The following is a 23,503-nucleotide window of genomic DNA, read 5'->3' on the forward strand; positions in this document are numbered from 1 at the left end:
TTGCCGCTGAATTGCCTCTTTCTCGCCCTCAAGACGCCCGTCGAATCAGTGAGTTACGGCGTCATGAGACGGGAACAAAAGACTTTCATCGCAAATACGAACGAGCCGGAGATCGAGGCATTGCTCGACCGCTCGCGCACCAATTCCATCGTCGACCGGCTGATGGCGCTGCCTCCTGTGGTGGAGACACAGCTGTCGGACGAATGGAGCCGGGCAGTGGCGCTGCGCCTCGAAGCCGTGCTCGCCGAAAACATGCGCTCGCGCATCGGCAGCGAAAGCCGTGCCGCCTGATTGCTGACGGTTTGACGAATGGAGGATGCTTCGCCATCCTTCGCCGATGATACGCGCGGTGCTTTTGGACCTTTCGGGCGTCGTCTATGACGGCGACGCGGCGATCCCCGGTGCAATCGAAGCCATTCGTCGGCTGCATGGCGAAGGCCTTGCCATCCGCTTCGTCAGCAACACCACGCGTTCGCCACGTGCAGCCATCATCAGGCAACTCGCCGCCCTCGGCATCGAGGTCGGCGACGATGAATTGCTGACGCCTGCCCGTGCAGCCGTCGAATGGCTTGCTCGCGAAGGCTGCGCGCCGCACCTGCTCGTGCATCCCGACCTCGTGCCCGAATTCGCCGGACACACGTTCGGCGAGAGGAAGGCAGTGGTGGTCGGCGATGCCGCCGAGGCCTTCACCTATGCGACGATGAACGCCGCCTTCCGGCAACTCATCGAGGGTGCCGAATTTCTCGCGCTTGCGGTCAACCGCACTTTCAAGGACGCCGACGGAGGCCTCAGCCTCGATGCCGGTGCCTTCGTCGCAGCACTCGAATTCGCAGCCGGCAAGCAGGCGACAGTGCTGGGCAAGCCGTCGCGCGATTTCTTCCACGCCGCGCTCGCCGGGCTGGACTGCCTGCCGGGACAGGCGGTCATGGTCGGTGATGATGCGGAAAGCGATGTCGCCGGCGCCCTGAAGGCGGGCATCGGATCGGCCCTGCTGGTGCGGACCGGCAAGTATCGTGCCGGTGACGAGAGCCGCCACGCGCCGCACCCGAGCGCCGTCGTTGATGACCTCGCTGCAGCGGTTGAGTGGATTCTTTGCAGGCGAGGCTGAGGCATCACCCCCACCCCTAACCCCTCCCCACAAGGGGGAGGGGGATCGGCACTACCCATGCCAAGCGAGATTTTCCCGCGATCGGATCGTATGGCGCGACGCAAAGCTTCCCTCCCCCTTGTGGGGAGGGATTGAGGGTGGGGGTATTCTGCCTTGAGCTGGTCTCCCGCAAGGCGCAATCTCAGCCCTTGCGCATCCTCACCGGCGGCGTGCCGAAGGCGCGGGAAAAGCTGCGGGAGAAGGCGGCAGCCGAGGAAAAGCCGGTCCGCTCGGCGACCTCGGCCATGCTGACGCGGGTGTCGACCACCAGCCTTCGCGCGGCGTTCAATCTTAGCCTGAGATAGTAGGCGCCGGGCGTCTCGCCGATCGAGGCGCGGAAGATGCTTTCGAGCGTCCGCGCCGTGACGCCTGCACGTTTTGCTATCGCGGCAATCGTCAGCGGCTGGTCGACATGCGCCTCCATCAGCCGGATCGCCTGGGCAAGGCGCGGGTCGTAGCCATCGAGCCGGCCGAGCGAGACCAGCGGCTGGGCATCGGTCGCGGCGCGCGACTGGTCGTAGATGAAGACGCTGGCGACATCGAGCGCGGTGGCCATGCCGAGCCGCGAGCGTACCAGATGCAGCATCAGGTCGAAGGTGGGCGCCGCACCGCCCGAGGTGAAGACCGGCCCGTCGATGATGTAGCGGTCAGGGCGGACCTCGACATCGGGGAAGGCGGCGGCGAAATCCTCCATGTCCTCCCAGTGGGTGGTCGCAGTGCGGCCTTCCAGCAGCCCGGCGCGGGCGACCAGCCAGGTGCCGGCTTCGATGCCGCCGGCCGCGCGGGCCTGGCGGGCGCAGCGCCTGATGCCGCCGAGCAGCTTCGACGTGGTGTAGCCCTGCGTGCCGAAGCCGGCGATGACCATCAGCACGTCGCAGGCCTCGTCGGGGTCGAAGGCGCCGGATACCGCCACCGGCAGGCCGCAGGTGGTGATCGCGGGCTCGCCGGTGGCGGATACCAGCCGGAAGTCGAAATGCGTCTCACCGGCAATGCGGTTGGCGGCGCGCAGGGGGTCGACGGCCGATGCCACGCACATGATGGACGCGCCGGAGAAGACCAGCATCGTCACCTTGAGCGGCGAGCGCTCTTCGCGAAAGATTGTCGGCTTTTCGCTTTTGGCCATTTGAGTTTCGTAAAACGCAAAACAAGTCGATGCAAGCGGCGCGATGATCCGTCAAGTTTCGTAAAGGGAGGAATGCGATGCCGCTCGAGATGAACCGCGAGGTTTTCATTACCTGTGCCGTAACGGGGTCCGGCGGCACGCAGGATCGCAGCCACCTGGTGCCGCGTTCGCCCAAGCAGATTGCCGACTCGGCGATCGAAGCGGCCAAGGCGGGTGCTGCCATCGTCCACTGCCACGTCCGCGATCCCGATACCGGCAAGCCGCGTCGCGACATCCAGCTCTACCGCGAGGTGACCGAGCGCATTCGCGAGGCCAATGTCGACGTCGTGCTGAACCTGACCGCCGGCATGGGCGGCGACATGGTGTTCGGCGGCGTCGAAAGCCCGTTGCCGCTGAAGGAAGCCGGCACCGACATGGGCGGCGCCACCAACCGCGTCGAGCATGTGCGCCAGTGCCTGCCGGAGATCTGCACGCTTGACTGCGGCACGATGAATTTCGCCGAGGCCGACTACGTCATGACCAACACGCCGGGCATGCTGCGCGCGATGGGTCGCATGATGACCGAGATGGGCGTCAAGCCCGAGATCGAGGCTTTCGACACCGGCCACCTCTGGTTCGCCAAGCAACTGGTGGAGGAGGGCGTGCTTGCGCCGGACGCGCTGGTGCAGCTGTGCATGGGGGTGCCGTGGGGCGCGCCCGACGACCTCAACACCTTCATGGCGATGGTCAACAACGTGCCGAAGAGCTGGACCTTCTCGGCCTTCTCGCTCGGCCGCAACCAGATGGCCTATGCGGCGGCGGCTGTGCTTGCCGGGGGCAATGTGCGCGTCGGCCTCGAGGACAATCTCTGGCTCGACAAGGGCGTTCTCGCCACCAACGCGCAGCTGGTCGAGAAGGCGGTCACCGTCGTCGAGACCTTGGGCGCGCGAGTTATCGGGCCGGAAGAGGTGCGCAAGAAGCTGAACCTCGTCAAGCGCGCGCCGCTGGCGGCTTGATCGCTGACAAATCTGCCGGGAGGGGCATTTTCATGAGCACAATTTCGAAAGCAGCCGCCATTGGCGGCGGGGTTATCGGCGCCGGCTGGGTGGCGCGGCTGCTGCTCAACGGCATCGACGTGTCGATCTTCGATCCCGACCCGGAGGCTTCGCGCAAGGTCGGCGAAGTGATGAAGGGCGCGCGCCGTGCCTACAAGCAGATGCTGCCAGGCGGCCTGCCCAAGGAAGGCAAGCTGACCTACGCCAAGACCATTGCGGAAGCGGTGGCGGACGCCGACTTCATCCAGGAAAGCGTGCCGGAGCGGCTCGACCTCAAGCACAAGGTGCTGGCCGAGATCGACATGCATGCGCCGGCCAATGCGATCATCGGTTCGTCGACCTCCGGCATCAAGCCATCGGACATGCAGGTGGCGATGAAGAAGCATCCTGAAAGACTGGTGGTTGGCCATCCGTTCAACCCGGTCTATCTCCTGCCCATCGTCGAGATCGTCGGCGGCGCACAGACCTTCCCCGAGGCGATCGAGGTCGCCAAGGAGATCTATTCTTCCATCGGCATGAAGCCTGTCGTCATCCGCAAGGAGATCGAGGCCTTCGTCGGCGACCGCCTGCTGGAAGCGGCCTGGCGCGAGGCGCTGTGGCTGATCAAGGACGGTATCTGCTCGGTGGAGGAACTCGACGACATCATGCGCTACGGCTTCGGCCTGCGCTGGGCCCAGATGGGCATGTTCCAGGTCTATCGGGTCGCCGGTGGCGAGGCCGGGATGCGCCACTTCATGGCGCAGTTCGGGCCGTGCCTGAAATGGCCGTGGACCAAGCTGATGGACGTGCCGGAGTTCAACGACGAGCTGGTCGACCTGATCGCCACCCAGTCCGACGAGCAGTCCGACAAATGGTCGATCCGCGAGCTGGAAAAGATCCGCGACGACAATCTCGTTGCGATCATGGATGCGCTGTCCAAGCAGAACAAGGGCAAGGGCTGGGGCGCCGGCGCGCTCTACAAGGACTACACCAAGCAGCTCGCCGCCCAGGCCAAGCCCAAGGTCTCCAAGGCTGCCGAAAAGGCCAAGGCGAGCAAGCCGGTGAAGAAGGCAGCTGCCAAGAAGAAGGGCTGAGACGATGCATTTCGGTCTGTCCGAGGAACAGCAGCTCATCGTCGACACCACCCGCGCGTTCGTCGAGAACGAGCTCTATCCGCACGAGGGCGAGGTCGAGCGCACCGGCCATCTCCGGCGCGAGCTGGTCGAGGAGATCAAGGCAAAGGCGATTGCCGCCGGGCTCTATGCCGCCAACATGCCGGCTGATGTCGGTGGCGCCGGGCTCGATACGCTGACCTGGCTGCTCTACGAAAAGGAGCTCGGCCGCGCCAATTACGCGCTGCACTGGACCTGCGTGGCGCGCCCGTCCAACATCCTGCTCGCCGGCACGCCCGAGCAGCGCGAGAAGTATCTCTTCCCCTGCATTCGCGGCGAGAAATCGGACTGTTTGGCGATGACCGAGCCAGGCGCCGGTTCCGACTTGCGCGGCATGAAGGCGAGTGCTGTCCAGGATGGCAGCGACTGGGTGCTGAACGGCACCAAGCACTTCATCTCCCATGCCGACATCGCCGACTTCGCCATCGTCTTCATTGCCTCCGGCGAGGAAGAAAGTCCGCGCGGCAAGCGCAAGAAGATCACTGCGTTTTTCGTCGACAAGGGCACGCCCGGTTTCACCGTGCGTGACGGCTACCGCAACGTCTCGCATCGCGGCTACACCAATTCGGTGCTGGAGTTCGACGATTGTCGCCTGCCGGCAGCTCAAGTGCTCGGCGAGGTGCACAAGGGTTTCGAAGTCGCCAACAGCTGGCTGGGTGCGACGCGCCTTCAGGTGGGTGCCACCTGCCTCGGCCGCGCCGAGCGCGCGCTTGGCCACGCCATCGAATATGCCGCCCAACGCGAGCAATTCGGCCAGCAGATCGGCAAGTTCCAGGGCGTGTCGTTCAAGCTGGCCGACATGGCGACCGAGCTCAAGGCGGCTGAGCTGATGGTGATGGAGGCCGGCTGGAAATACGACCAGGGCACGGTCACCGACCAGGACATGGCGATGGCCAAGCTCAAGGCCACGGAGATGCTGGCCTTCGTCGCCGACGAAGCGATCCAGATCCATGGCGGCATGGGTCTGATGGACGACCTGCCGCTGGAGCGCATCTGGCGCGACGCGCGCGTCGAACGCATCTGGGAAGGCACGTCGGAAATCCAGCGCCACATCATTTCGCGCGCGCTGCTCAGGGCGGTGGGTGGATGAGCGATCTGGTTTCTTGTTCGACCCTCCCCCTTGTGGGGAGGGTGGCCCGCAGGGCCGGGTGGGGGTGAAACAATGTCTTGCTCGACTTCTGACACCCCCACCCCGACGCTGCGCGTCGACCCTCTCCACAAGGGGGAGGGTAAAGGGCGCCTCGAACGCCTGCTGCGGCCTAAGTCGATTGCGGTGTTCGGCGGCTCGCAGGCCGCGGCCGTGGTCAAGCAGTGCCTGAAGATGGGCTTTGCCGGCGACATCTGGCCGGTGCACCCGACCAAGGACAAGGTCGAGGGCATCAGGACTTTCCGTTCGGTCGCAGAGCTGCCCGCAGCCCCAGACGCAGCCTTCGTCGGCGTCAACCGCTTCCTGACTATCGAGGTGATTGCTCAACTTGCCGAGCGCGGCGCCGGCGGGGCGATCTGCTTTGCCTCCGGCTTCCTCGAAGCTGGCAGCGACGATGCCGACGGCGAACGGCTGCAGGGAGAACTCGTCACAGTTGCGGGCCAGATGCCGGTCATCGGCCCCAACTGCTACGGCCTTATCAATTATGCCGACGGAGCGCTTCTGTGGCCCGACCAGCACGGCGGCCAGAGGCTGGCGCCGGGCACCCGCGGCGTTGCCATCATCACGCAGTCCTCCAACATCGCCTGCAACCTGACCATGCAGAAGCGCGGCCTGCCGGTCGCCTTCCTGATGACCGCCGGCAACCAGGCGCAGACCGGCCTTTCCCAAATGACGCTGGGCCTGATCGAGGATGAGCGCGTGTCGTGCCTTGGCCTGCACATCGAAGGTTTCGACACCGTCGACGGTTTCGAGCGGTTGGCGGCGCGGGCACGCGAACTGGGCAAGCCGATCGTCGCCATGAAGGTCGGCCGCTCCGAGCAGGCGCGCAAGGCGACGATCTCGCACACGGCGTCGCTCGCCGGGTCGGATGCCGCATCGGACGCCTTCCTCAAGCGGCTGGGCATCGCCCGCGTCGACACCATCCCGTCGTTGCTGGAAACGCTGAAGCTGCTGCACGCAGTCGGCCCGCTGCCCGGCTTCACGCTGTCTTCGATGAGCTGTTCGGGCGGCGAGGCGTCGGTCATGGCCGACAACGCCGAGGGCCGGCGGCTGCGTTTCCCGGCGCTCACGCCTGAGCACTATACGAGGATAAAATCGACGCTCGGCGCCTTCGTGGCGGTCGCCAATCCGCTCGACTACCACACCTTCATTTGGAACGACGAACCGGCGATGACGGCCACCTTCACGGCGATGGCGTCAGGCGGTTTCGACCTCAACATGCTGGTGCTCGACTTCCCGCGCAACGACCGCTGCTCGGACGCGGATTGGTGGCCGACCGTGCGGGCCTTCGAGGTAGCGCTGAAGACCAATGGCGCGCGCGGTGCCGTGGTGGCGTCGATGTCGGAGAACCTGACCGAGGACCACGCCGCAGACCTGTTTTCGCGCGGCATCGTGCCGTTACAGGGGATCGCCGAGGCGATGGACGCGGCGGAAGCTGCAGCGACGATTGGCGAGGCGTGGCGGCGCGATCCCTCCCCCTTGAGGGGAGGGTCGATCGGCGGAGCCGATCGGGGTGGGGTCGTGCACGATGCGTCGGCGGTGCCTTCTGAGGTTACCCCCTCCGCCCGCTTCGCGGGCACCTCCCCCTCAAGGGGGGAGGATACCCAGCTCGACGAAGCCGCTGCCAAATCCTTGCTGCGTGATGCTGGACTCACCGTGCCGGCCGGCCGCCGTGCGGCGAGTGTCGCCGAGGCCATCGCGGCGGCGGAGGCGCTGGGCTATTCCGTCGCGCTCAAGGCTCTGGGCGTTGCCCACAAGAGCGAACTCGGTGCCGTCAGGTTAAGTTTGAAGAATGCCGAGGAGGTCGGCGCGGCTGCTTCAGCCCTTTTGCCGCTCGGCACCGGCCTCTATGTCGAGAAGATGGTCTCAGGCGGCGTGGCCGAGTTGATCGTCGGCGTCACTCGCGATCCGCTGTTCGGCCCTGTCATGACCATCGGCACCGGCGGCGTGCTGGTCGAACTCATCAAGGACAGCGCCACGCTGCTGCTCCCTGCCTCGCGCGGCGAGGTCGAGGCAGCGCTGAAGGGGCTGAAGATGTATCCGCTGCTCGACGGCTATCGTGGCCGTGCCAGGGCGGACGTTGGTGCGGCCGTGGATGCAATAATAGCCATTGCCGGTTTTGTGTCCGATTATGCCGACCGCATCGAGGAACTCGACATCAATCCGCTGATCGTCTGTGGTGAAGGGCAGGGTGCCTGGATCGCTGATGCGCTGTTGGTGACTTCTTCTCCTCTCCCCAACGGGGAGAGGGTGGCGGCGCAAGCCGCCGGGTGAGGGGGCTCGATGATCGTCCCCTCACCCGGCCTCCGCTTCGCTCGGCCGACCTCTCCCCGTCGGGGAGAGGAGAACTGCACCGTTGGCAACCTGCCGAAGGAGAGAAAACATGTCCGACGTCGTGAAAACCCGCAGGGAGGGTGTGATCCTCGAGGTCACGCTCGACCGGCCCAAGGCCAACGCCATCGACCTCGCCACGTCGCGGCTTTTGGGCGAGACCTTCAAGGCCTTTCGCGACGATGACGGGCTGCGCATCGCCATCGTGAAGACGGCGGGGGAGAAGTTCTTCTCGGCCGGCTGGGACCTGAAGGCTGCGGCAAGCGGCGATGCGGTCGACGGCGACTATGGCGTCGGCGGCTTCGGCGGGCTGCAGGAGCTGCGCGACCTCAACAAGCCGGTGATTGCCTGCGTCAACGGCATGGCGGTGGGTGGCGGCTTCGAATTGGCGCTGTCCTGCGACCTGATCTACGCCTCGGAGCATTCGAGCTTCGCGCTGCCCGAAATCAAGGCCGGCACGCTGGCGGACGCCGCGACCATCAAGCTGCCCAAGCGCATTCCCTATCACGTGGCGATGGACCTCCTGCTCACCGGCCGCTGGATGGATGTCGCCGAGGCGCATCGCTGGGGGCTGGTCAACGAGGTACTGCCGGCCGACAAGCTCGAAGGCCGCGTCTGGGAGATCGCCCGGCTGCTCGCCGGCGGCCCGCCGCTGGTCTTCGCCGCCATCAAGGAGGTGGCGCGCGCGGCCGAGGTGATGGGCTTCCAGGAAACGATGAACCGCATCACCAAGCGGCAATTCCCAACGGTGGACGAACTCTACGCCTCGGAGGACAATCTGGAGGGCTTCAAGGCATTCGCCGAGAAGCGCGACCCGGTGTGGAAGGGGAAGTAGGCTCCGTGCAAGTGATTACGTTCCGTCTCGCCCCCCTCTGGCCTGCCGGCCATCTCCCCCTCAAGGGGGGAGATCACCTGTCGTCCCGGCTTTCGCCAACCGCCAACGTTTCAAGAGGTGGGCCGCCGGCGAAGCGCTTGATCTCCCCCCTCGTGGGGGAGATGGCCGGCAGGCCAGAGGGGGGCGTGAAGGAGCGCTACCAAGGCCTGCTCCAATGACCGACTACACAAAGCTCATCGACGCCGAGACCTGGGCATTCATCGAGCGGACGAACTCCTACTATCCGCCCGACACCGTCGACTACACGATTGCCCAGCAGCGCGAGATCTACGACCGCATGTGCCGGGAGTTCTTCGCCGGCTACCCGGAGGGCGTGTCGGCCGAGACGACGGCTATCGCTGCTCCGGCGCGCGACGTGCCCGTCCGCATCTATCGCCTGGCCGGCAAGGCGCCAGAGGCCGTGGTACTTTACTTCCATGGTGGCGGCTTCATCCTCGGCGGGCTCGACAGCCATGACGATGTTTGCGCCGAGCTCTGCGGCCGAACCGGCTACGAAGTGGCGTCAGTGGACTATCGGCTGGCGCCGGAGCACCTGCATCCGGCAGCCTTCGACGATGCAATGGTGGCGTTCGAATGGACAACTGGCAAATACAGTCAGCCCATCGTGCTCGCTGGCGACAGCGCCGGCGGCAACATCGCGGCTGCCGTCAGCCATGCGACGCGCGGCCACAAGCGCCATCCGGTCGGGCAGTTGCTGATCTATCCCGGCCTGGGCGGCGACCGCAGCCGCGGTTCCTATGTCAGGCACACCGAGGCGCCGATGCTGACCATGCGCGACCTCGATTTCTACCAGGACATCCGCACCGGCGGGGAAGACCGCACCGGCGACATCACGCTGTCGCCGCTGGCCGATGGCGATTTCGCCAACCTGCCGCCGACTGTCGTCATTACGGCGGAGTGCGATCCGCTGTCGTCGGACGGCGAGGCCTATGGCGAGCGCATCGTCGCCGCCGGCGGCAAGGCATTCTGGTTCGAGGAGCCGGGGCTTGTGCACGGCTACCTGCGCGCCCGCCACAGCGTCGGCCGCGCCCGCGAAAGCTTCACGCGTATCGTCGATGCTGTGGCGGTGCTGGGGCGTGGCGAGTGGGTATGGTGACGGTTAGAGGTTAGCGGCCCTTAGCACCCCTCTCTGGCCTGCCGGCCATCTCCCCCGCAAGGGGGGAGATTAGTCACGCTGCCCTGCGAACCAGCAGGGCCCGGCTTGCAATCTTTGTGGTTGGCCGCCCGGGCCGATGAAGGCATGATCTCCCCCTTGTGGGGGGATGGCCGGCAGGCCAGAGAGGGGGTGCGAAGGAACGCAACGGTCCTCATCCTGAGGTGCTCGCCTGAAAGGCTAGCCTCGAAGGACACACCTATTACGTTCCCTCAATTCCCCGCGCTGGCCATCCTGCGTCCGCCGATCGCCTTTTCGAGCCAGCCGATCTCCATTTCCGGCACCGACGACAACAGCAGGTCGGTGTAGGCGTCGAAGGGCGGTTTCAGCACTTCCGACTTCGGCCCGTAGCGCACCACCTCGCCGCGATACATGACGGCGATGGAATCGGCGATCGATTTCACCGTTGCCAGGTCGTGGGTGATGAACAGATAGGCGACGCCTTCCTCGGCCTGCAGCCCGAGCAGCAGCTTGAGGATGCCGTTGGCGACCAGCGGGTCGAGCGCGCTGGTCACCTCGTCGCAGATGATCAGACGCGGCTTGGCGGCGAGCGCACGGGCGATGCAGACGCGCTGCTTCTGCCCGCCGGAAAGCTCGGCCGGATAGCGATCAGCAAAGCCGCGACCCATCTCGATCTTGTCGAGCAGTTCGGCGACGCGGGCATCGCGCTCCTTGCCGCCCATGCCGAAATAGAGCTCCAACGGACGGCCGATGATCGTGCCCACGGTCTGGCGCGGGTTCATCGCCACGTCGGCCATCTGGTAGATCATCTGCAACTCGCGCAGATCGTCGCGGCTGCGGTCGGCGAGGCGATTGGAAAGCGTGCGTCCGGCAAAGGTGATGCTGCCCTGCTCGGGCGGTAGAAGGCCGGTGATGGCACGGGCCAGCGTCGACTTGCCGGAGCCGGATTCGCCGACGACGGCCAGCGTCTGGCCTGGCAGGATGTCGACCGAGACGTTCTTCAACACCTTGATCGTGCCGCCGCCATAAGCGGCGGTGACGTTCCTGACCGAAAGGAACGGGTTGGCGCCGGGCGCTTTCTCCTGGTGCTCGATCTCGTGCACCGAGACGAGTGCGCTGGTGTATTCCTGGCGTGGCTCCTTGATGATCTGGCGCGTGCCGCCCCATTCGACCAGCTTGCCGTGCCGGAGCACCATGATCTCGTCGGAGACCTGCGCGACCACAGCGAGGTCGTGGCTGATGTAGAGTGCTGCCACGCCGGTATCGCGGATCGCCTCCTTGATCGCGGCGAGTACGTCGATCTGGGTGGTGACGTCGAGTGCGGTCGTCGGTTCGTCGAAGACGATCAGGTCGGGCTCGGAACAGAGTGCCATGGCGGTCATGACACGCTGTAGCTGGCCACCCGAGACCTGGTGCGGGAAGCGGTTGCCGATGTTTTCCGGGTCGGGAAGGCTGAGCTTCCTGAACAGCGCAACGGCGCGCTTTTCGGCCTCCGCCCGGCTCGCCACGCCGTGCAGGATCGAGGCTTCGACGACCTGGTCCATCAACCGGTGGGCGGGGTTGAAGGCGGCGGCGGCGGACTGCGCGACGTAACACACCTCGCGACCGCGCAGGGCGCGAATGCCTTGCGTGCCACCCTTGCGGATGTCGCGGCCGTTGAGCAGGATCTCGCCGCCGGTGATCTTCACGCCGCCGCGGCCATAGGCCATCGACGACAGGCCGATGGTCGACTTGCCGGCGCCCGATTCACCGATCAGGCCAAGCACCTTGCCCTTTTCCAGCGTCAGCGACACGTCGTGCACCAGGGTGATGGTGCGCGGTGCCTCGCCGGGTGGGTAGACCTTGGCCTCGATCCTGAGGTTGCGGATGTCGAGCAGCGGGCCGGAGCCGTTCGCGGGTGCCTTAGCCATTGCCACGCCCTCCCTTGAGATCGGTGGTGCGGTTGAGCACCCAGTCGGCGACGAGGTTGACGGAGATGGCGAGTGCTGCGATCGCGGCGGCCGGGATCAGGGCTGCCGGGATGCCGAAGACGATGCCGTCCTTGTTTTCCTTGACCATGCCGCCCCAGTCGGCATCCGGCGGCTGAACGCCCAGGCCGAGGAAGGACAGAGCCGAAAGGAACAGGACGGCATAGATGAAGCGCAGGCCGAGTTCGGAAACCAGCGGCGACAGCGCGTTGGGCAGGATCTCGCGGAAGATGATCCAGCCCTTGCCTTCGCCGCGCAGCTTGGCCGCCTCGACGAAGTCCATGACGTTGATGTCGACGGCAACCGCGCGTGACAGCCGGTAGACGCGCGTTGCGTCGAGAGTGCCCATCACCAGGATCAGGGTCAGCAAGGTCGAGGGCAGCACCGACAGCACCACGAGCGCGAAGATCAGCGTCGGGATCGCCATCAGCAAGTCGACGAAGCGCGACATGCCGGTGTCGAACCAGCCGCCGACGACGGCGGCGGTGAAGCCCAGTATCGCGCCGAGCGAAAACGACAAGGCGGTTGCCATGACGGCGATAAAGATGGTGGTGCGCGCGCCGTAGATCATGCGCGAAAGCAGGTCGCGGCCGAGATTGTCAGTGCCGAGCAGGAACTGGCCGGAGGCCGGCGCCCAGACGTCGCCGACGATCTCGCCGAGGCCATAGGGTGCGATGAGCGGCGCGAAGATCGCCGCGATGAGGAACAATGCGGTCAGGATCAGGCCGATCGCGGCGCCAAGGGGGATGCGTTTCAGGTCCAGCATGGCGCGCCCCTCACTTCGGATGCCGGAGGCGTGGATTGGCGACGATGGCGGCAATGTCGGCGACGATGTTGAGGCCGATATAGACCGCTGCGAAGATCAGCCCCACTGCCTGCACCACCGGCACGTCGCGCTTGGCGACATGGTCGACGAGGTATTGCCCCATGCCGGGATAGACGAAGATCACCTCGATCACGACCACGCCGACGATGAGGAAGGCAAGGTTGAGCATGACCACGTTGATGATCGGCGCAATCGCATTGGGAAAGGCGTGCTTGCGGATGATGTCGAAGGGCGAAAGACCCTTGAGCTCCGCCGTCTCGATATAGGCCGACTGCATGACATTGAGGATCGCGGCCCGGGTCATACGCATCATGTGGGCCAGCACCACCAGTGTCAGCGCGGTTGCCGGCAGGGCGATCGCCTTCATGCGTTCGAGGAAAGGCATGCCGTCATAAACGGTGGAGATGCCCGGGAACCACTGCAGCTTCACGGCGAAGAAATAGACCAGGAGGTAGCCTATGAAGAACTCGGGCAGCGAGGTCGAGGCAAGTGCCAGGCCGGAGATGGTCTTGTCGATCCAGCCATTGCGGTAACGCACGGCCAACAGGCCGAGGATGATCGCCAGCGGCACGGAAACGACAGCGGCCCAGAAGGCGAGGAACAGCGTGTTCCACAGGCGTCCCCCGATCGAGGCGGCGATGTCCTGCCGGCTCGACAGGGCCGTGCCGAGGTCGCCGGTGAGGACGCCGCCGAGCCACCTGAAATAGCGGACGATGGCGGGGTCGTTGAGGCCGAGTTCCTCGCGCAGATTGGCGAGCGCCTGGGGCGTGGCCGACTGGCCGAGGATGGATTGGGCGACATCGCCGGGCAGGATCTGGGTGCCGGCGAAGATCAGGACCGAAACGGCCAGGAGCAGGAGAAGGCCCAGCGCAATGCGCTGGGCGATCAGTTTCAGAATCGGATCGGACATGCGCTCAACGCCCTTGTCAGGCGTTCAGCCAGCACTTCGACAGCGCGTAGCCGCCCATCATCTCCTGGTTGCCGTCATCGACCCAGCCGCCGACCTTGGCGCTGGTTGCGTCGATGAAGTCGTTGAACATCGGGGTGATCACGCCGCCTTCGTCGCGGACGATCTGGCCCATGTCGGCGTAGAGTTTCTTACGCTTGTCGTTGTCGAGCTCGGAGCGCGCCGCAAACAGCATCTTGTCGAAGTCCTCGCGCTGGAAACGCGTGTCGTTCCATTCGGCTTTGGAATAGTAGGCGGTCGAATACATCTGGTCCTGGGTCGGGCGCCCGCCCCAGTAGGAAGCCGAGTAGGGCTGCTTGTTCCAGACTTCCGACCAGTAGCCGTCGCCGGGCTCGCGCTTGACCTCGAGCGTGATGCCGGCCTTGGCCGCGCTCTGCTGGTAGAGCTGGGCGGCATCGACCGCACCGGGGAAGGCGACGTCGGAGGTGCGCAGCAGAACCGAGCCGGAATGGCCCGACTTCTTGTAGTGGAAGGCTGCCTTTTCCGGATCGTACTTGCGCTGCTCCATCTCGGTGAACAGCGGATAGGCCTTGTTGATCGGCGTGTCGTTGCCGACCGAGCCGTAGCCCATCAGAATCTTCTGCAGCATCTCCTCGCGGTCGAGCGCGTATTTCAGCGCAAGCCTCAGATCGTTGTTGTCGAAGGGCGCCGTGTTGGTGTGGGCGATGAAGACGTAATGGCCGCGGCCGGCGACGTTGCGGATGACCACACCCGGCACGCGCTTGATCAACTCGACGATCTTCGGCTCGACGCGGTTGATGATATCGACCTGGCCGCCCTGCAACGCAGACGTGCGGGCCGTGGCATCGTTGATGACAATGATTTCGATCTGGTCGGCAAAGCCGCGGTCGTCACGCCAGTAATTGGCGAACTTCTCGCCGCCGAGCCGCACGCCGGCCTCGTTGACGGTGATCTTGTAGGGGCCGGTGCCGATGCCGGCGTCGGGCTTGTCCTTGCCGCCATTGGGCTGGATCATCAGGTGGTAGTCGTCGAGCAGGAAGGGCAGGTCGGCGTTGGCCTCCTTGAGCTCGAACACGACGTTCTGGCCGTCGGCCTTGACCGAGGCGATGCCGCCCATCAGGCCAAGCGCGCCGGACTTCGCCTTCTCGTCGGAATGGCGCTCGATAGTCGCCACGACGTCGGCGGGGGTCATCTCCTTGCCGTCGTGGAACTGTACGCCCTTGCGGATCTTGAAGGTCCAGGTCTTGGCGTCGTCGGATGCGCCCCATTCCTCGGCGAGCGCCGGCTTGGGCTCGCCCTCGGGCGAGATCTGCACCAGCTGCTCGCCCCACTGGCGGCCGAAGAAATAGGGCACCTGGCTCGACCACGACGCCGGATCGAGGCTGTCGGTGGCGGCACCACCCTGCATGCCGGCGCGAAGGATGCCACCCTTGACCGGGCCTTCAGCCCTGGCGGCGCTGGCGAGCAACGAGTTCGCGAAACTTGCCGCGACGCCCAGGGCCGCGGCGCGGCCCAGGAAGTCACGGCGGTTCAATTTGCCCGCAGCGACTCGGCGGCTCAGATATTCCAGTTCATTCGACATTGGAAAGGCTCCTCACTCTGGCGGTCGTTATTGCTCGACTTCTGGTAGCAATATTGACCGTAACGTAAGGGCATCGGCAAGGCCGAATGCGACATCGAGTGGCGCAATCACCACGTCGCATTTGGACCAAGCCGCTTCCGCGTCAGATATGATCGCGCGCGATAAACTCGTCGAAATCGCGCTCGAAGACGAGCTTCTCGCCTTCATAAGCCTCGATCCGGCCGGTCAACTGGAAGTTTTGGCCGTCGGAACGCATCGTCGTGAAAGTTTCGGTCCGGACGGTCCAGTCGTTTCTCGACAAAGTCTGCGTCCAGTGGGTCTCGCCATGGGCAGAAAGCGGGTCGGACGGATCGATTGTCCAGAGTTCGCGGGCGACATCGCCGATGACCAGGCCGTGGTCGGAATCGCGGATTTCGCCGAAGTCGTCGACAATGCGCAGGCTGACCGTGCTCGCCGTTTCGTCGCGTTCGACAGTGCGGCTGTTCGAACTTTCGCGCAGTGTTTCGGTCTGCCAGGGCGTCGCCCCCTCGGGTTCCTCGAAGGTCCATTCATCGCCGTCGCCGGAGGGGCGTACCGGCAGGTCGATGGCGCCGTCATGGAGGGTCAGCGTCACCTCTTCCGGCGACGGCCAGACAAGCGGCCAGTAGGTCGAGGACACGGCGACACGCAACCGGTTGCCGGGCAGCACGCGGTAGGCGATGTCGTCGAGCTTGAGCGTGATCGCCATCGTCTCGCCCGGCACAATGTCCTGAGGGAGTTCGTGGCCGTTGCGGTGGCAGAGGTTGAGCACGCCATAGGTGATGCGGGTCGAGGCGCCGCCCGGCTGGACGTCGCACAGGCGCACCGCGACCATGCCGTGCCGGCGGTCGGCTGCTAGCTTCAGGCGGATGACCGGCGCCCCTACAATGTCGAGCGAGGCGTCGAGCACAGCACCGTCGAAGCAGGCCGACTTGGCGTCGTCGGAACGCTGGTCGCCCGGCAGTTCCGGCCCGAGCCAGATGGCGCAATATTCGCCGCCGTCCATGCCGCAATCCTGGGGCGAGTTTATCGACACGGCCGCGTCGAGCCTGGCGTCCTCGGCCAATATGCCATTCGCACCGAGCGCAAGGCGCGTGGCGGCAATGTTCGGCGACGGCCACTGCCGTTCGGCGATCCAGCGGCCCGGGCGTTCGAGATACCAGTCGCGCGGAGGCTCGGAATCCATGATGTAGAGACGCATCGCCGGGTCGTCTTCGACGCCGGTGTCCTTGCCCTTGAGCCAACGGTCCCACCAGCGCAGGGCTTCCTGCAGGAAGCCGATGGCCGGATTGGGCACGGCGAAATGCGGGTATTTGTGGATCCACGGGCCGACGATGCCCTTGACCGGCGCCTGTACGCCCGCGACCAGACGAGACACCGCGTTCTTGTAGGCGTCGCCCCAACCACCGACGGCCAGCACGGCGGCCTTGATGGCGGAATAGTTTTCGTTGACCGAGCCCCGTTTCCAGTAGGCATCGCGGGTCTGGTGCTTCAGCCAGACCGCCGGCAGGAACGGCTCATGCTCAAGCCTGTCGAGCCATATGTCGCGCCATTTGTCGCCGACGAGTGCTGGGTCTGGCGGTCGCGACGAGTAGGACAGCATGGTCGCACCCCAGCCCATGTTCTCGTTGAGCAGCAACCCGCCCTTGTAGTGGATGTCGTCGGCATAACGGTCGTCGGTCGAGCACAAAGTGATGACCGCCTTCAGGGCCGTTGGCTGTTTCGCCGCCACCTGCAGGCCGTTGAAGCCGCCCCAGGAGATGCCCATCATGCCGACCTTGCCGTTGCACCAGGGCTGGGCTGCCGCCCAGGCAATGACGTCGCAGGCGTCCTGCCACTCCTGCTCGGTGTATTCGTCCTCCATCAGCCCTTCGGAATCGCCGTTGCCGCGCATGTCGACGCGGATGCAGGCATAGCCATGGCCGGCGAAGTAGGGATGGGTCAGGCAGTCGCGCGTCGTCGTACCGTCGCGCTTGCGGTAGGGCAGGTGCTCGAGGATGGCGGGCACCGGGTCCTGGTCGGCATCGGCGGGCATCCACACCCGCGCCGACAGGCGCGTGCCATCGGGCATGACGATGCCCATGTCGGGAAATTCGACGATGTCGCGCGGAAATTCGGTGATGGTTTTCATTGATATTCCAGTCTTGTGCTTCGTCATTTGTGCACGCCGGCGCCGCCGCTGGCTAGCGCGGAAACGTCACCGGCAGGCGCAGGGCACAGCAGATTGAAATGACCTCTTAAAGGTACTATTTGTAGCTCTCGCAATAGGGCCACGAAGATGCCGAACACAGTTCTTGCCGAAGTTACTGCCAGCGTCTCGGAGCTGAAAAGGAACCCGATGGGCACGGTGGCTGCCGGGGAAGGGTTTCCGGTCGCCATTCTCAATCGCAACGAACCGGCCTTCTACTGCGTGCCTGCCAAGGCCTTCGAGGCGATGATGGACCGGCTGGAGGACATCGAGCTCAACGCGATTGCCGACGCGCGCAAGGGCGAAAAGCGCATCCGGGTCGACCTGGATGCGCTATGAGGTCGAGTTCCTCGAAACCGCACTGAAGGAATGGAACGCGCTCGACGCCAATACACGCGAGCACTTCCGCAAGAAGCTGAAGGAGCGCTGTGAAAACCCGCGCGTCCCCTCGGCCAAGCTGCATGGCGCCAAGGACCGCTACAAGATCAAGCTGCGAAGTGCCGGCTATCGCCTTGTCTACGAGGTGGAGGATGGCAGGCTGGTGGTGCTGGTCATCGCCATAGGCCGGCGCGACCGCCTCGAGCTTTATGCCAAGGCGGCGAGGCGCTGAGTTCGCGTCAGTTCAACGGGATGTCGTTATCGCCTTTGCTCGCCTGGTAGGTGCCGGACATCTCGTCGTAGAGCGCCGAAATCCTGGCCACGCGCTCTTCCATCCGCTTGCGGTCGGGTTCGGGCAATTCGCGGACCAGTTTGCGTAGCGAAAAGCTTTTCCAGTAGGCGTTGTCGGCGTTGTAGCCGCCCGGCTCGAGCGTGAAGACCTCTTTCAGGATCTTCAGGTCGTGCGGGATGGCAAAGCTGTCGCGCGAATCCTCATGACTGAACAGATAGTAGAAATTGTCGAATCCAGCCCAGGTGATGGCCGACAGGCACAACGAGCAGGGCTCGTGGGTCGACAGGAAGATCAGGTCCTTGGTGTCGGCACGGTTGGCCTTGGGCATCTCGTAGAAGCGCTTCAGGCAATGCATCTCGCCGTGCCAGAGCGGGTTTTCGAGCTCGTTGTTGGTCTCGGCCAGCACCAGCGAACGGTCGTCCTTGGCGAGCAGTGCTGCGCCGAACAGCTTGTTGCCCTTCGTCACGCCTTCGGCGGTCTTGGGCACGATGTCGTGTTCGATGACGTCGAAGAGGCGCTCGATCAGCGAGAGTTCGGCCATTTGCTCAGAAGCCTTCCGGAAGGACGATTTCGTAGGGGTGCGAGAAATGGAACTCTTCGAGATTGGGGCCGGTGCCGCCACGGTCGACGACGACGAAGTCCTGGTTCTCGCCGATTGGCGTCAGTACGCCGTGCCAGAGATTGCGCGGATAGTTGACGCCCTGGCCGGGCGCGGCGACGAAGGCGTGCGGCTCGCCCGGGCCGTCGCCGATGTCGTGGCAGACGACGACGAGGTAAGGCCGCGGCGACAGCGGAATGAAGGCCTGGCTGCCGAACGGATGCCGCTCGACCATCGAAAGCTTCAGCGGGAACGGATAGGGCGTGCCCTTGAAGATGTTGATGATGACGTGGCCGTCGGGGCCGGCCGCCTCGACACGGGCGAGCGCGTGATAGCGCTCGCATTTGCCTGCGTTGATCGGGTAGTGGCTGTCGCAGTTGGTGTCGATCACCTCACCGAACTCGGCGAAGCTTTCGCGCGTCAGGGGCTTGGCCACGATCTGCTTCATCTCACCCGACATGGCTGACCCTCAACGGCGACGCGTGGCGTTGAAGGCGCCGAGCTGCATGTGGCGGTTGACGTCCTTGTAGAGCAGGTAGCGGAACCTGCCGGGGCCGCCGGCATAACAAGCCTGCGGGCAGAAGGCGCGCAGCCACATGAAATCGCCGGCCTCGACCTCGACCCAGTCGTTGTTCAGCCGGTAGACCGCCTTGCCTTCGAGCACGTAAAGGCCGTGCTCCATGACGTGGGTTTCCGGGAAGGGGATGATGCCGCCGGGCTCGAACGTCACCACGGTGACATGCATGTCGTGGCGCAGGTCGTTGGGATCGACAAAGCGGGTCGTCGCCCATCTGCCATCCGTATCCGGCATGGCATTCGGCTCGATGTCGTTGTCGTTGAGGAACAGCGGATCGGGCGCGTCGAGGCCGTCGACATATTCATAGGCCTTGCGGATCCAGTGGAAGCGCGCCGTCTCGTTGCCTGCATTGCGCACCGTCCAGCCGCTCGCCGGCGGCAAATAGGCGTAGCCGCCCGGCGTCAGCACATGGTTCTTGCCGGCGACAGTCACGGTCACTTCGCCCTCGACGACGAAGAACACGCCTTCAGCGCCCGCATCGGGTTCCGGCCGGCCGCTGCCGCCGCCGGGCTGCACTTCCATGATGTATTGCGAGAAGGTCTCGGCAAAGCCCGAGAGCGGACGGGCGATGACCCACAGCCGCGTCTTGTCCCAGTGCGGCAGGAAGCTGGTGACGATGTCCGAAAACTCGCGCTTCGGGATCACCGCATAGGCTTCGGTGAAGACGGCGCGGTCGGTGATCAGGTCCGTCTGGGGAGGGAGGCCGCCTTTCGGCGCATAATAGGAGCGTTTTGCCATTTTTCTTAGCTTGGAAGGAGGTCGTTGAGGCGATACCAGGCGATGCGTTCCACCTGCTTGCAGGCGGCGGCGAATTCCTGGTCGCGGCTGTTGGCGATGCGGGTCTCGAATGCCTTCAGGATGCTTGCCTTGTCATTGTCGCGCACTGCGATGATGAAGGGGAAGCTGAATTTCTCGACATAGGTGGCATTGAGCTCGGTGAAGCGGGTGCGCTCGGCGTCGGTCAGCGCGTCGAGGCCGGCGGATGCCTGCTCCTTGGTTGATTCCTCCGTCAGGCGCTTGGCCTGGGCCAGCTTGCCGGCGAGGTCGGGGTGGGCGGCGAGCACGCCGAGCCGCTCTGTCTCGCTCGCCGATCGGAAGGCGCGGCAGAGTGCATTGTGCAGGCCGCCGGCGCTGTCATGAGCCGGTCCGAGCTCGAATTCGAAGGCGCGTTCGGCGATCCAGGGCGAATGCTCGAAGATCGAGCCGAAGCGCTGGACGAATTCGTCGCGCGCCATGCGCGAAGGGCGCAGCGCCTGCGGCTGGTAGGGGTGGTTTTCGCGCCAGTGCCTGGCGATGTCGGCGCGGCGGGCGATCCAGACCTTGTCGTGGCCCTGTACGTACTCGATGAAGCGGCGCAGCGCCTCGGCACGGCCGGGACGGCCGACGAGGCGGCAGTGCAGGCCGATGCTCATCATGCGCGGGCGGCCCTTGGCGCCCTCGTCATAGAGGGTGTCGAAGCTGTCCTTGAGATAAGCGTAGAACTGGTCGCCCGAGTTGAAGCCTTGCGCGGTCGCAAAACGCATGTCGTTGGCATCGAGCGTGTAAGGGATGACCAGCTGCGGCGGAATGGCATTGCCATGGCCGTCATGGTCGAGCCAGTAGGGCAGCTCGTCGTCATAGGTGTCGGAAATCCATTCGAAGCCGCCTTCGGCTGCGGCGAGGCGCACCGAATAGACCGAGGTGCGGCCTAGATAGAGGCCGGTGGGGCGTTCGCCGACGACTTCGGTGTGCAGGCGGATCGCTTCGAGCAGGTCGGCGCGTTCGGCAGCCTCCTCGTGGTCGCGGTAATCGATCCAGCGCAGGCCGTGCGAGGCGATTTCCCAGTCCGCGTCCTGCATCGCCGCGACGTGATCGGGCGAGCGGGCAAGAGCGGTGGCGACGCCGTAGACGGTCACCGGCACCTTGGCTTCGGTGAACATGCGGTGGAGCCGCCAGAAGCCGGCGCGGGCGCCGTATTCGTAGATCGATTCCATGTTCCAGTGGCGCTTGCCCGGCCACGGGGCCGCGCCCACGATCTCGGACAGGAAGGCTTCGGAGGCTGCGTCGCCGTGCAGGACGTTGTTCTCGCCGCCCTCTTCGTAATTGACCACAAATTGCACGCAGACGTTGGCGCCGCCGGGCCATTTCGGATCTGGTGGGTTCGCGCCATAGCCGCGCATGTCTCTTACGTAACGCATGATCCCTCGAACCGGTCGATTACTGCCACTGGAGCAGGATAGCGAAAGGAGCAGCAGACATTCCCTCGAAAAATTTTGAAAGTCTTTTTGTAGCGGTGTTCTCGACCGCACCTTATGCAATGGCATTAAATGGCGCAAAATCAATGATGATGGCGCGTGTCGCCAGTAGGGAGAGCGAATGACAAAGGCTGAAGGCGGACGCCTCACCACCCATGTCCTTGACACTGCATCCGGCAAGCCTGCCGAGGGGCTGTCGATTTCGCTGTTCCGCATCGGGGGCGATGTGCGGACCTTGCTCAAGAAGGTCGCCACCAACTCCGACGGCCGCTGCGACGCGCCGCTGCTTGCCGGCGACGAATTCCTGACGGGCGAATACGAACTCGTCTTCGCGGCCGGCGACTATCTGCGCCGCCAGGGCACCGAGCTGCCGCAGCCGGCTTTCCTCGACATCGTGCCGATCCGCTTTGGCATGGCCGAGCGAACGCACTATCATGTGCCGCTGCTGATCTCCCCCTACAGCTATTCCACCTACAGGGGCAGCTGAGCCATGGCGACGGTCAAGACACGCAACCATATCCGCTTCATCCTCAACGGCGAGGATGTGACGCTTTCGCAAGTCGCGCCCGACGAGACGCTGCTCGACTATCTGCGCTTGCGCCGGACGCTGCGCGGCACCAAGGAAGGCTGCGCCGAGGGCGACTGCGGTGCCTGCACGGTGCTTGTCGGCCGGCTTGCTGCCGGCAAGCTGGTCTATGAAAGCGTCAACGCCTGCATCCGCTTCGTGGCTTCGCTCGACGGCTGCCATGTCGTCACCGTCGAGCATCTGGCCGGCGAGGCGGGCAAACTGCATCCGGTGCAGCAGGCCATGGTCGATTTCCATGGCTCGCAGTGCGGCTTCTGCACGCCGGGCTTCGTGATGTCGCTCTACGGCCTGTGGATGGGCTCGCCCGAGCCGTCGGACGAAGCGATCGAAAAGTCGCTGCAGGGCAATCTCTGCCGCTGCACCGGCTACGAGGCGATCATGCGCGCCGCGCGCGCCATCTCCGACTACGGCAAGGTGGCTAAGGATCCGCTGCTGGTCGAGCGCAAGGCGATCACCGCCCGCCTCGAAGCCTTCAAGGACGGCACCCGCGTCGAAGTCGGCGAGGGCAAGGACCGCTTCGTCATCCCGGCCAGCGTCGACGATCTCGCCGACGTGCTCGATGCCGAGCCGACCGCGACCGTCGTCGCCGGCTCGACCGACGTCGGCCTCTGGGTCACCAAGCACATGCGCGCCATTGCGCCCGCCGTCTTCATCGCCAACATCGACGGCCTGCATTCGCTTGATGAGGACAAGGGCGTCATCTCCATCGGTGCCGGCGTCACCTACACCGAGGCGTTCGAGATGCTGTCGAAGCGCATTCCGGCGCTGGGCCCGCTCATCGACCGCATCGGTGGCCAGCAGGTGCGCAACATGGGCACCATCGGCGGCAACATCGCCAACGGCTCTCCGATCGGCGACACGCCACCGCCGCTGATCGCGCTCGGGGCGACATTGACGCTGCGCAAGGGCAAGACGCGCCGCACCATCCCGCTGCAGGACTTCTTCATCGCCTATGGCAAGCAGGACCGCGCGCCCGGCGAATTCGTCGAGGCAGTGCATGTGCCGGTGCCGGCCAAGGGCGACCATTTCGCCGTTTACAAGATCACCAAGCGCCGCGACGAGGACATCACCGCCACCCTCGGTGCCTTCTGGTTGCAGCTTGCCAAAAACGGCACTGTGGCAGACGTCCGCATCGCCTATGGCGGCATGGCGGCGACGCCCAAGAGGGCGAGCGTTGTGGAAAAGGCGCTCGTCGGCAAGCCTTGGACCGAAGAAACGGTCGAGGCGGCGATGGCGAAGTTTGCCGAAGACTTCACGCCGCTGACGGACATGCGCGCCACGGCGGAGTATCGTGCGCTGGTGGCGAAGAACCTGCTGTTGCGTTTCCATGTGGAGACGACCGGCACCAAGGCGCCGTTCACGGTGTCGAGATACGAGGCTGCCTGAG

At 64.9% G+C, this 23,503-nt stretch carries 22 protein-coding genes; 12 read left to right on the forward strand and 10 right to left on the reverse strand.

Features of this window, described 5'->3' with window-relative positions:
* Positions 1-63 precede the first annotated feature (63 nt).
* Together O1Y97_RS08705 and O1Y97_RS08710 are read left to right on the forward strand one after the other, a co-directional pair.
* Entirely contained in the window at positions 64-291 is a 228-nt protein-coding gene (locus tag O1Y97_RS08705; RefSeq protein WP_318763748.1) for a hypothetical protein, read from the forward strand.
* A 25-nt stretch (positions 292-316) separates the two neighbouring features.
* Positions 317-1,108, forward strand: coding sequence for a TIGR01458 family HAD-type hydrolase (locus O1Y97_RS08710; protein ID WP_318763749.1), 792 nt, complete (start codon positions 317-319; stop codon positions 1,106-1,108).
* Between the two features lie 181 nt (positions 1,109-1,289).
* Here the strand turns inward: O1Y97_RS08710 and O1Y97_RS08715 are convergent, their stop codons facing one another.
* Positions 1,290-2,270, reverse strand: a complete 981-nt coding sequence (locus tag O1Y97_RS08715) for a GlxA family transcriptional regulator (RefSeq protein ID WP_318763750.1) — start codon at positions 2,268-2,270, stop codon at positions 1,290-1,292.
* 77 nt (positions 2,271-2,347) lie between these two features.
* Between O1Y97_RS08715 and O1Y97_RS08720 the strand changes: the two genes are divergently transcribed.
* The 6 genes from O1Y97_RS08720 (at position 2,348) to O1Y97_RS08745 (ending at position 9,924) form a co-directional block, all read left to right on the forward strand.
* The gene (locus O1Y97_RS08720) at positions 2,348-3,265 is read left to right on the forward strand and encodes a BKACE family enzyme (RefSeq protein ID WP_318763751.1); all 918 of its coding nucleotides are present in this window, start codon (positions 2,348-2,350) and stop codon (positions 3,263-3,265) included.
* 32 nt (positions 3,266-3,297) lie between these two features.
* Complete coding sequence (locus O1Y97_RS08725) at positions 3,298-4,377, forward strand: carnitine 3-dehydrogenase (RefSeq protein WP_183264524.1); 1,080 nt, start codon at positions 3,298-3,300, stop codon at positions 4,375-4,377.
* A 4-nt stretch (positions 4,378-4,381) separates the two neighbouring features.
* Positions 4,382-5,545 carry an acyl-CoA dehydrogenase family protein gene (locus O1Y97_RS08730; RefSeq protein WP_318763752.1) on the forward strand — a complete coding sequence of 388 codons (1,164 nt, stop codon included), beginning with the start codon at positions 4,382-4,384 and terminating at the stop codon, positions 5,543-5,545.
* A 72-nt stretch (positions 5,546-5,617) separates the two neighbouring features.
* On the forward strand, positions 5,618-7,876 hold the full coding sequence (locus O1Y97_RS08735) for an acetate--CoA ligase family protein (protein WP_318763753.1): 2,259 nt from the start codon (positions 5,618-5,620) through the stop codon (positions 7,874-7,876).
* A gap of 109 nt (positions 7,877-7,985) precedes the next feature.
* Complete coding sequence (locus tag O1Y97_RS08740) at positions 7,986-8,768, forward strand: carnitinyl-CoA dehydratase (RefSeq protein WP_318763754.1); 783 nt, start codon at positions 7,986-7,988, stop codon at positions 8,766-8,768.
* A 214-nt stretch (positions 8,769-8,982) separates the two neighbouring features.
* Entirely contained in the window at positions 8,983-9,924 is a 942-nt protein-coding gene (locus O1Y97_RS08745) for an alpha/beta hydrolase (RefSeq protein ID WP_318763755.1), read from the forward strand.
* A gap of 269 nt (positions 9,925-10,193) precedes the next feature.
* Here the strand turns inward: O1Y97_RS08745 and O1Y97_RS08750 are convergent, their stop codons facing one another.
* The 5 genes from O1Y97_RS08750 to O1Y97_RS08770 all read right to left on the reverse strand — a co-directional run bounded on the left by O1Y97_RS08750 (position 10,194) and on the right by O1Y97_RS08770 (position 17,394).
* Positions 10,194-11,852, reverse strand: coding sequence for an ABC transporter ATP-binding protein (locus O1Y97_RS08750; RefSeq protein WP_108606979.1), 1,659 nt, complete (start codon positions 11,850-11,852; stop codon positions 10,194-10,196).
* A complete protein-coding gene (locus O1Y97_RS08755) occupies positions 11,845-12,675 on the reverse strand; it encodes an ABC transporter permease (RefSeq protein WP_318763756.1) in 831 nt (276 codons plus the stop codon). The genes O1Y97_RS08750 and O1Y97_RS08755 overlap by 8 nt, the downstream gene beginning before the upstream one ends.
* 10 nt (positions 12,676-12,685) lie before the next feature.
* Positions 12,686-13,645, reverse strand: coding sequence for an ABC transporter permease (locus O1Y97_RS08760; RefSeq protein WP_318763757.1), 960 nt, complete (start codon positions 13,643-13,645; stop codon positions 12,686-12,688).
* A gap of 16 nt (positions 13,646-13,661) precedes the next feature.
* Positions 13,662-15,245 carry an ABC transporter substrate-binding protein gene (locus O1Y97_RS08765; protein ID WP_318763758.1) on the reverse strand — a complete coding sequence of 528 codons (1,584 nt, stop codon included), beginning with the start codon at positions 15,243-15,245 and terminating at the stop codon, positions 13,662-13,664.
* Between the two features lie 142 nt (positions 15,246-15,387).
* Positions 15,388-17,394 carry a CocE/NonD family hydrolase gene (locus O1Y97_RS08770; RefSeq protein WP_318763759.1) on the reverse strand — a complete coding sequence of 669 codons (2,007 nt, stop codon included), beginning with the start codon at positions 17,392-17,394 and terminating at the stop codon, positions 15,388-15,390.
* A 147-nt stretch (positions 17,395-17,541) separates the two neighbouring features.
* On the opposite strand from O1Y97_RS08770, the gene O1Y97_RS08775 reads away from it, so the two are divergent.
* Together O1Y97_RS08775 and O1Y97_RS08780 are read left to right on the forward strand one after the other, a co-directional pair.
* Positions 17,542-17,790: a type II toxin-antitoxin system Phd/YefM family antitoxin gene (locus O1Y97_RS08775; protein WP_108606984.1), complete on the forward strand. Its 249-nt coding sequence runs from the start codon at positions 17,542-17,544 to the stop codon at positions 17,788-17,790.
* Entirely contained in the window at positions 17,780-18,061 is a 282-nt protein-coding gene (locus O1Y97_RS08780) for a type II toxin-antitoxin system RelE family toxin (RefSeq protein ID WP_318763760.1), read from the forward strand. Before O1Y97_RS08775 ends, O1Y97_RS08780 begins: the two co-directional genes overlap by 11 nt.
* A 7-nt stretch (positions 18,062-18,068) precedes the next feature.
* Here O1Y97_RS08780 and O1Y97_RS08785 read toward each other — a convergent pair whose 3' ends face one another.
* The 4 genes from O1Y97_RS08785 to puuE are packed head-to-tail and all read right to left on the reverse strand — an operon-like array spanning position 18,069 to position 21,473.
* Positions 18,069-18,662, reverse strand: coding sequence for a nucleoside deaminase (locus O1Y97_RS08785; protein ID WP_318763761.1), 594 nt, complete (start codon positions 18,660-18,662; stop codon positions 18,069-18,071).
* 4 nt (positions 18,663-18,666) lie between these two features.
* Positions 18,667-19,167, reverse strand: coding sequence for an ureidoglycolate lyase (locus O1Y97_RS08790; protein WP_318764178.1), 501 nt, complete (start codon positions 19,165-19,167; stop codon positions 18,667-18,669).
* A 21-nt stretch (positions 19,168-19,188) separates the two neighbouring features.
* Positions 19,189-20,034 carry a bifunctional allantoicase/(S)-ureidoglycine aminohydrolase gene (locus O1Y97_RS08795; protein ID WP_318763762.1) on the reverse strand — a complete coding sequence of 282 codons (846 nt, stop codon included), beginning with the start codon at positions 20,032-20,034 and terminating at the stop codon, positions 19,189-19,191.
* Positions 20,035-20,039: 5 nt separating this feature from the next.
* Positions 20,040-21,473, reverse strand: coding sequence for an allantoinase PuuE (puuE, locus tag O1Y97_RS08800; RefSeq protein ID WP_318763763.1), 1,434 nt, complete (start codon positions 21,471-21,473; stop codon positions 20,040-20,042).
* 178 nt (positions 21,474-21,651) lie between these two features.
* Here puuE and uraH point away from each other — a divergent pair, with 178 nt between their 5' ends.
* Positions 21,652-22,017, forward strand: a complete 366-nt coding sequence (uraH, locus tag O1Y97_RS08805; protein ID WP_318763764.1) for a hydroxyisourate hydrolase — start codon at positions 21,652-21,654, stop codon at positions 22,015-22,017.
* Between the two features lie 3 nt (positions 22,018-22,020).
* On the forward strand, positions 22,021-23,502 hold the full coding sequence (gene xdhA, locus O1Y97_RS08810) for a xanthine dehydrogenase small subunit (RefSeq protein WP_318763765.1): 1,482 nt from the start codon (positions 22,021-22,023) through the stop codon (positions 23,500-23,502).
* Position 23,503 lies beyond the last annotated feature (1 nt).

It is taken from the genome of Aminobacter niigataensis, assembly GCF_946995915.1.
Lineage (GTDB): Bacteria > Pseudomonadota > Alphaproteobacteria > Rhizobiales > Rhizobiaceae > Aminobacter > Aminobacter niigataensis.